Consider the following 8,229-nt stretch of genomic DNA (forward strand, 5'->3'; position numbering starts at 1 on the left):
GTGAGGAGGCATTGGCGGAATTGACCATGGAAAAGCTCCCTGCGTCTTCCCTGACCTGATATCCGTCGGGCCAGGCGTCTCGGTCGGGCGTCCTTACAAGAGCGAGCGGGGGGACGGCATTGCGCTGCGCGCTCACCAGCACTGCAAGCTGCCGTTCAGGCACCGCGCGGCGGAGGTCGGCACGGAGCCCAAGACTTGCCTTCGCCGTGCCGTACCTTCGCTGCGCGCGCATTCGGCAGGTGCCAGCCCTTCCACGACATTCGTGCCCCGCACTCTTACAGGTTGACGCGGGCGGAGACGCAGACGCCGCCCAGTCAGGTTGCGTGGCTCGTGATCCACCCGGATCTCAAGGGCGCTCCCGCGACGCGTGTTGTCTCAGATCCCATCCTGAGCATTTTTGCGCCAGATGCTGAAGGGCGGGGAAGCGCCGTTTGACCGAAGCCATCTCTGGCTTTAAGTTTGGCGTGTTTTCCTTTCAGAGAGATCCGTCGTGTCTGTGCAAGATCGGCAAGGCCGCAAGGACCAAGTGACCCTTCGGGCGCGCCCGGACCTGTACGGCATTGAAACCCTTTCTGCGCATTACCTGAAGCAGAGCTTTAAGCCGCACGCCCATGATGAATACCTCTTCGGTGTGATCGATGGTGGGGTTCACGCGGTCTGGTGTCGGGGCGAGATGCATCAGGTGCCGCGTGGCTCCGTGGTGACGATGCGGCCCGGAGACATCCATCATGGTGGCGCAGACAACGAGGCAGGCTGGCGGCAGCGGATGCTCTACATCCCCGAGGCCGGGATGCGCGCGCTGATCGAAGACATGACCGGCCATGCCGCCACGGGGACGCTGGATTTCGGAGCGGCGTTTCACGCGCGGCCCGATCTGGCCCGGAGGTTCGCCCTGTTGCACGAGGCGCTGCATGCTTCGGAGCAACGGCTCGCGCGCGATATGGCGCTGGACGCGTTGGTGGGGACGCTGATGCGCGAAATGGCACCGCAAAGCGTTTCACCTGTGCAAGCGGCGGATGGGCGGATCGCGGATGCGGTCGAGTTTCTCGATGCGCAGGTCGACGAAGATGTTTCGCTTGACGATCTGAGCCAGATCACCGGCCTGCGCCGCAGGCAGACGATCGATGCCTTCCGGCGCGCCACGGGCCTGCCGCCCCATGCGTGGCACGTTCAGAGAAAGGTCTTGCGGGTCAAACGCCTGCTCCGGGACGGTCAGACCCCGGCAGAGGCCGCAGCACAGACGGGCTTTGCCGACCAAAGCCACATGGGGCGGCATTTCCGCGCCATCGTCGGCATGACGCCTTCGGCCTTTGCCAAGGGCTGAGACCGCGTTTTCGTTCTATATCGCCGCCCGCCGTCCGGCCTATTGCGCCCTCATCTCACGTGAGACAGGAGGCCAAGGTGGCGGTATCAGAGAGTTTCAATGCACGGCGTACGTCCCTGTGGGCCGATCTCGCGGTATTGGGCGTGGCCTTGGTCTGGGGGGCGAGCTACCCGGTGGCCAAGGGAGCGCTGGCCTATATGCCCGTTCTGTTGCTGATCTTTTATCGCTTTACGCTGACGGCGGTGGTGATGGGGGCTGTGGCCCACCGGGATCTGCGCGCGGCCCCGCGGCGTGACCTTTGGGCTGGGGCGGTGCTGGGCGCGATCCTCTGCGCTATCTTTTTGGCAGAGACATGGGGCGTGTCACTGACCACGGCGACCAATACAGCGCTGATCATCTCGCTTTGCACGATCTTCACACCGTTTCTCGAATATGGTTTGCAATGCCGCATTCCGCCTTTGGGCGTTATGGCGGGGGCGGTCATTGCCATCGTGGGCGTCATGGTGCTTTCGGGCGGTATGGGCGCGCTCGGCGCGGGCGACCTGCTGGTGCTGTGTGCTGCGGGCCTGCGGGCGGTGATGGTGGTCTCGACCAAGCGCCTGATGGAGGGCAGCCGCATGTCTTCGGCCGCGCTCACGGCTGTGCAGGCCGCGACGGTCGCGGCGCTCACCGGGGCGATGCTTTGGGTGCAATCGGGCGCAGGGGGGCTTTATGTCCGGGCTGACCTCGCGGCATGGGGCGCGGTGGCCTTCCTGTCGCTCTTCTGCACTGTCGGCGCCTTCTACGTCCAGAACGCCGCGGTGCGCCGCACCAGCCCCACGCGGGTAAGCTTACTCATGGGCACTGAGCCGCTCTTTGGCTTTGCCCTCGCCTGGATGCTTCTCTCTGAACCTGCGACCTTATCGGCATTTCTCGGCGCAGCGCTCATCGTTTCGGGGACTTTCCTTGGCCTTTGGGTCGAAAGGCTCCGCGGACGCTCGCAGAGCTTGAAAAGCATCGATCACAATCGCAACGCGACCGGATCCGTTTTGCCCGTGGCCTGCCCCTTACCTTGGCCTGAGCGAGTATGCCGCGCCATGCCCTGGGTGCCTGTCTCGGTGACGCCGCGCTGCATCGCCTGCCACCTCGGCACGCGGCGGGGTTGGGCCGATAGTGACGGACATGCCGATCGCGGAGCCACTACGCGGTACGGCAATTACCTGCGCTCAGCAGACTCTGCGGAATGTCTGGACTAGTGTCTCTCGGCCTCTTCCTGCCCTTGCACGACATTCGGTCCGGCGTCGGCGCCAACACCGGCATACCATTCCGGCTTGGTCAGTCAGGCTGGAGGCGGCCGAAAAGCTGGATAACCTCCTGGCTTCCTCGCGCAAATGCCTGTTTGGGATGCGAACTTTTGCTTTCAACCCGCGCGTAGTCGCGCCAGTCCTCGCGTTGGAACGAATGCCACAGGTGTTCGAGGTCTGAGCGTTTTTCGACTGCCAAGGCTCGATGGGTTTGGCTCAGCGGGCTGAAGCGAGTTCGAATTTGTTCCTCTCGAAATTGTTCTGAGAGGTGCCCATAGGTGTTACTGACCGTGATCGTATTTGCGTGCCCGAGCTGCTTCGCGACGATTTCCAGAGGAACTCCGGCACGCACCAGATCACTCGCATAGGTGTGGCGTAGGCCATGAAAGACAAAAGCCTTGGGAAGACGCGCTTCCGAAACCGCCCGCCTGAAGAGGTTGCCGTGTTGGCGTCTCCAGACTTGTCCCTTGTCGGACGTGAAGACCGGGTCCCGGTCCTGCTTGCCTTCGCAACATGAGAGAAAGAATGCCATTCCCTCGTCTGGAAGAAAGACAAACCTTGCCGCACCCCTCTTGAAGGCTCCGACCCTGACCCCAAAGCCCTGTCGGCCGACATCCTCGACACGCAGCGCACCCAGTTCACCTACACGGCAGCCCGTGTAGAGCGCTGCAAGGACAAGTTTGCGGAGAGCGGGCGTACATACCTCGAGCAATCGCCGGCACTCTTCACGGGTCAGAAATATCGTGCGCGGGGAATGCGCGACCGGAATTCGATGGAGGCATCGCCAAGGCCGCTCCGACTGGATGCGGCTGCTGTCCCACGCGTGCCGAAAGGCCATCCGCAGGATGCTGAGCAGCGAGTTGAAGGTTCTCTTCCGTCTGCGCAGCACATCGACGGACAGTTCCTGCACCTCCTGGCGCGAGGAGTAAGGCATGAAGCCGAAACGCGGCGGCGTCTCGATCACCTGCTTGGCAAGCGCCAACACGTCAGTTGCGTCGAAGTCTTCGAGTGGAAGATGCGTAAAAGCCGGGATCAGATGGTAGTTGATAAGAACAAGATTGTTGTAGTGGCCACCGGGAGCGCGCGCCAGGCGGGTCCATTCCGTGTAATCGCGCAGAGCATGGCCGACCGTGTAGACGTCCCCGATGGGGCAGATGTTGATTTCTCGCGTCCTGCCGATCGGCTTCGGCTCATTCGAGACCTTCTGCATGTCAGACTGCGCAAACCAGGCGAAGGCGCGTTCCACGGCGAGACCGAAGGACACCTGCCCTCGTCCAAGGTTCAGGGCGGGGCCCAAGCACTTCTGGATATACCGTTTGTCCTTGGTCAGTATCCGAGCCGTCCAGTTGCAGATGCGACCGTCGGGCCGGTGGATCCCGAGGTGCCGGCACCGGAGAAGAGAATGCCAATAGGGTGTCTCGCGAAACCTCAGGGCCGCGATCGCCGCTTCATTCGCGAACGGGCATGTTTCGATTGCGTCGAGTGCTGTGGGTGGGATGAGATCGGAAAAGGTCGGCGGAGACGTCATGGCAAGCCTCCTTTGTCCAGCTGGCTGCCAAGCGTATCCTACGCTACATGGCGCGATCGTCGCACCAGAAAGCGACCGGGGCCTCCTTGCGATGCGGCCAACGAGCTGACTGCCGCGCTATTTCGAGGACAGCTTGTCTAGTTCTTCGGCACGGCTCCAGTCCTCGGACGCAGCTTCTTGCTCCACACGTTCAAGGAAAAATCTTCTGGCCATTTCGGTAAGCCCATATCGGCTGATATAATCGGACATTACGTCGCTCAAGGACACGGTGTTCTTCATCATGGCGCTCCTCCCTCTCCGCTCAGCATATGGGGAAATGTTGAAGGGAAGGTTAATCCAATGCTCGCCGCCCGGTGTACCCAACCTGCGCCGAGCGGCCGTTGCGGGTTTTCTGGACTCGGCTCATATGACCGTTCCCAGCCCAAACGTGCCGATCATCTTGAGTACCTAGTTCGGCAAAGCGGACCTTCATAGTTAGGACTTTGGACGACGAAGGAGCGAACGCTCGCGGCCGCGCTCCCCTGATTGCAAAAGCTCTCATCGGGTGAGTTCGGATGAGCCGATCCTCGCGGGTGATTTCGATGGGCAGAACGCAGACTGACTGCCTGAGCGACTGGGACATGCGCAGGAAGACGCTTGCGCAAAAAGTTGCCTTGGGTCACGGCCGAGCGAGGTTTGAATATCCCTATTCTCGCGCACCTCAATCGGTGGCATTGTTGATCGTCACTGAGAGGGTGCGGCGGTCCCACGGCCCGCGCCACCTGCGCCTTGCCGACGGCGCCTTTCCAGCGCGGCGTTTATCCGGGTGCCTCACATGCTTTTCGATCTCGGCTCCAACGCGCCTCAGGGCGCCCTTCTTCTGGTGGCTGCCGTCTTTGCACTGTTCCTGACCGAGCGCTTCGCCGCCGAGGTCACCGCCCTTGGCGGTGTGGCTGTGGCGCTGCTGCTCGGCCTCGTGAGCACCGACGATGTGCTCAAGGCCTTGAGCAATTCCGCCCCGGCCACCATCGGCGCGATGTTCGTGCTGAGCGCCGCGCTGGTGCGCACCGGGGTGCTCGAGGCGGTGGCCGAATGGCTGGGGCGCGGCATGCTCCGGCATCCGCGTAGGACGATCCTGCTCTTCTTTGCGCTGGCGGCGATTGCCTCGGCCTTCATGAACAACACGCCGGTGGTGATGATCCTGATCCCGGTGGTCTTCGGACTGGCCCGCCAGCTTGGCACCAGCGCCTCGCGGTTCCTCATGCCGCTCAGCTTTGTGGTGATCATGGGTGGCACCTGCACGCTCATCGGCACCTCGACGAACATCCTCGTGGACGGCGTCGCCCGCGATCTCGACCTGGTGCCTTTCTCGCTGTTCGAGATCGCCCCGCTCGGCATCGCGCTGGCTTTGCTGGGCAGCCTCTTTCTTGCCGTGGCCGCGCCGCGCCTGCTGCCCGAGCGGATGGCTTTGGCCGAGATGCAGGCGCCGCGCAGCGGACGGTCGTGGCGGGTCGAGCTTTTCGTGCCCGCAACCTCGCCGCTCATCGGCCGGAAGGTGAGTGACATTCCCGATTTTCGGCGCCGCGCCACCCGGATGGTGGACCTGATCCGCGAGGATGTCTCGCTGCGGCACAGCCTTCAGGCCGAGGTGCTGCACCCCGGCGATCGGGTGGTCCTGCATACTTCCGACACCGAGGTGGCGGGCTACCGGGGCGAAAGCTCGCGCAGCCTTGCCATTGCCGGTCTCGAGCCGGCAAACGCGCGGAGTCATCAAGTGGTCGAAGCTCTGGTGAAAGACCGCAAGGGCGCGGTCGCGGAGCTTGGCTGGCGGCGCAGCCATGGTGTCTACCCCATCGCACTGCACCGCAAGGGCAGCGCACGTGATCTGTTGGAAGACCGGCTACAGCTGAACCCGGGCGACACGGTGCTTCTGGACGGGCCCGCCGAGGACATCGCGCGGCTCGCGCGGGACGAGGATCTGATCCTGCTGGCGCCGCTGCAGGCCCGCGCGTTCCGGCGCAGCAAGGCACCGATCGCGCTGGCGGTGCTGGCCATGGTCGTGCTGGGCGCGGCGCTCGAGCTTGCGCCGATCTTGCCGCTGGCGATCATCGGCGCCGCCATTGTCCTGCTTACCCGCTGCGTCGAGCCCGACGAGGGCGTCGGCGCCATCGATGGCCGCCTGCTGCTGCTGATCGTCAGCATGCTGGTGCTGGGCACCGCGATGGAGCGCAGCGGGGCCATGGCGCTGATCGTGGACGGGCTTTCGGGGCCGCTGGCGCAGCTCAGCCCAATCCTCGCGCTGGCGCTGATCTACGCGGTGACCTCGGTGCTGACCGAGGTGGTGACCAACAATGCTGTCGCGGTGATCATGACCCCGATTGCCGTGGGCGTGGCACAGGCGCTCGGCCTCGACCCGCGGGCCTTCGTCGTGGTCGTCATGTTCGGCGCCAGTGCCAGCTTTGCGACCCCGATCGGCTATCAGACCAACACGATGGTCTACAATGCTGGCGGCTACCGCTTCACCGACTTCCTGCGTCTGGGCCTGCCGATGAACATCATGGCCGGCGTGGTGACGGTGCTGCTGGCCCCGGTGTTCTGGCCGCTGCAGCCGTAGAGGCTCAGAGGCTCAGAGGCTCAGAGGCTCAGGGCCAGAGCAGGTAGAGATAAGCGCCGTAGCCTGCGAGCAACGCCAGCCCTTCCCAGCGGTCGATGCGGCGCGCGGTCGCGGCGAAGACCACGAGCAAGGCGCTCACGCCCACCATCAGCGGCGCGTCGAAGGCGGTGATCTCGGACGGCACCGCGCCCGGCGCGATCAGCGCCGTGGTGCCCCCGATGCCGAGAATGTTGTAGATGTTGGAGCCGACGATATTGCCGAAGGCCACATCCCCCTGCCGCTTCAGCGCGGCGATCACCGAGGTCACAAGCTCCGGCATAGACGTGCCAACCGCAACGATGGTCAGGCCGATCACCGTCTCACCGATGCCGAAGGCACGCGCCAGCGCGACCGCCCCATCGACCAGGAGCGCGCCGCCGAGCACCACGAGGCCAAGCCCGGCAAGCGCCAGCACTATCGGCAGGATCAGCCCCCGGCGCCGCGAGTGGGCGCCAAGGCCCGGATCGGCCTGTAGCAGGGCCGCGCTCTTGTCGTGGATCGCGCCGTGTTCGCCCGTTGTGCGCTCCTGACGGATAACCATGAAAATGTAGGCGACCAGACCCGCGACAAAACCCGCACCGAGAAGGCGCCCCATGGGCAGTGCGAGCGCCAGAGCCGCGAAGAGCGCCGCCACCCCGAGCATCAGCGCCGCATCACGCCGGAGCGCGGCCTCGGCGACGATCACCGGGCAGATCAACGCCGAGATACCGCCAATCAGCAGGATGTTGGCAATGTTGGAGCCGACGATATTGCCATAGGCAATGCCGGGCGAGGCGCTGAGCCCGGCCTGCACCGAGGTCACAAGCTCCGGCATCGAGGTTCCGAAGCCGACGAGCGTGAGGCCGATGACAAGCGGCGAGACCCCCAGCCGCTCGGCAGCCTGCACCGCCCCACGCACCAACAATTCACCGCCGGCAACCAGCAGCACAAACCCCGCTATGAGCGGCAGCCAAGTCTCGACCATGTTGAACTCCGACGCCGACAAGCCGGCGCATCGCGGATGCAATTGGCGATGCCTGTGATAGCCTTCAAGAGTTGGGAAGTCGGCTCGTGGACAAAAATTAAAGCGTCGGTCGTGCGTGCGTCATCACGCTGCAGTGGCCCAGTGCACGAGTTCTGTGATCCCCGAAAGTTGTGTAAGGGCTCGAAATCCAGATCGCCGCGATCAACGCGAACGGGAGCTATAGAGCAATGGACCCGGCAGAGCCGCGTCCGGTTTCTGCGCAGAGCCGTCGCTCAGCGGCTCGCAGGCTGTGGCTGCAGCGAACGGCAGGAACTGTCCGCACTGCCGACCTCGGATCGTTGGAAATGCTGTGCCAAGGCCCGAACGGCCGGTTTGGGGAAGCTGCGCCGCGGCGGGGCCCAACTTGGCGACTGTCCGGAGAGGTGAAGGATTTTCGATGCGGGCCGTGGTGCAACGGTGCCGCTTGACGAGTGGTCGGCCGGCGTTGGAAATCCTCCC

6 protein-coding genes are annotated in these 8,229 nt (G+C 64.0%); 3 read left to right on the top strand and 3 right to left on the bottom strand.

Going from position 1 to position 8,229, the window contains the following annotated elements:
- Positions 1-490: 490 nt before the first annotated feature.
- Together G0D83_RS28015 and G0D83_RS28020 are read left to right on the top strand one after the other, a co-directional pair.
- Positions 491-1,324, top strand: coding sequence for an AraC family transcriptional regulator (locus tag G0D83_RS28015; protein WP_164197784.1), 834 nt, complete (start codon positions 491-493; stop codon positions 1,322-1,324).
- A 77-nt stretch (positions 1,325-1,401) separates the two neighbouring features.
- Positions 1,402-2,559, top strand: a complete 1,158-nt coding sequence (locus tag G0D83_RS28020) for a DMT family transporter (RefSeq protein WP_370457335.1) — start codon at positions 1,402-1,404, stop codon at positions 2,557-2,559.
- A gap of 79 nt (positions 2,560-2,638) precedes the next feature.
- Here the strand turns inward: G0D83_RS28020 and G0D83_RS28025 are convergent, their stop codons facing one another.
- Positions 2,639-4,135: a site-specific integrase gene (locus tag G0D83_RS28025; RefSeq protein ID WP_164197786.1), complete on the bottom strand. Its 1,497-nt coding sequence runs from the start codon at positions 4,133-4,135 to the stop codon at positions 2,639-2,641.
- A gap of 117 nt (positions 4,136-4,252) precedes the next feature.
- On the bottom strand, positions 4,253-4,417 hold the full coding sequence (locus G0D83_RS28030) for a hypothetical protein (protein ID WP_164197787.1): 165 nt from the start codon (positions 4,415-4,417) through the stop codon (positions 4,253-4,255).
- Between the two features lie 532 nt (positions 4,418-4,949).
- On the opposite strand from G0D83_RS28030, the gene G0D83_RS28035 reads away from it, so the two are divergent.
- Positions 4,950-6,728 (top strand): SLC13 family permease, encoded by a 1,779-nt coding sequence (locus G0D83_RS28035; RefSeq protein WP_164197788.1) that lies wholly within the window; start codon positions 4,950-4,952, stop codon positions 6,726-6,728.
- Between the two features lie 28 nt (positions 6,729-6,756).
- Here the strand turns inward: G0D83_RS28035 and G0D83_RS28040 are convergent, their stop codons facing one another.
- Positions 6,757-7,731, bottom strand: a complete 975-nt coding sequence (locus G0D83_RS28040; RefSeq protein ID WP_164197789.1) for a calcium/sodium antiporter — start codon at positions 7,729-7,731, stop codon at positions 6,757-6,759.
- Positions 7,732-8,229: the final 498 nt, after the last annotated feature.

It is taken from the genome of Salipiger sp. PrR003 (assembly GCF_010500785.1).
GTDB classification, from domain to species: domain Bacteria; phylum Pseudomonadota; class Alphaproteobacteria; order Rhodobacterales; family Rhodobacteraceae; genus Salipiger; species Salipiger pacificus_A.

Bases quoted from the DNA above. Each gene is read 5' to 3' on its own strand.
- G0D83_RS28030 (WP_164197787.1), bottom strand. From the start codon at position 4,417: ATGATGAAGAACACCGTGTCCTTGAGCGACGTAATGTCCGATTATATC.
- G0D83_RS28025 (WP_164197786.1), bottom strand. From the start codon at position 4,135: ATGACGTCTCCGCCGACCTTTTCCGATCTCATCCCACCCACAGCACTC.
- G0D83_RS28040 (WP_164197789.1), bottom strand. From the start codon at position 7,731: ATGGTCGAGACTTGGCTGCCGCTCATAGCGGGGTTTGTGCTGCTGGTT.
- G0D83_RS28035 (WP_164197788.1), top strand. From the start codon at position 4,950: ATGCTTTTCGATCTCGGCTCCAACGCGCCTCAGGGCGCCCTTCTTCTG.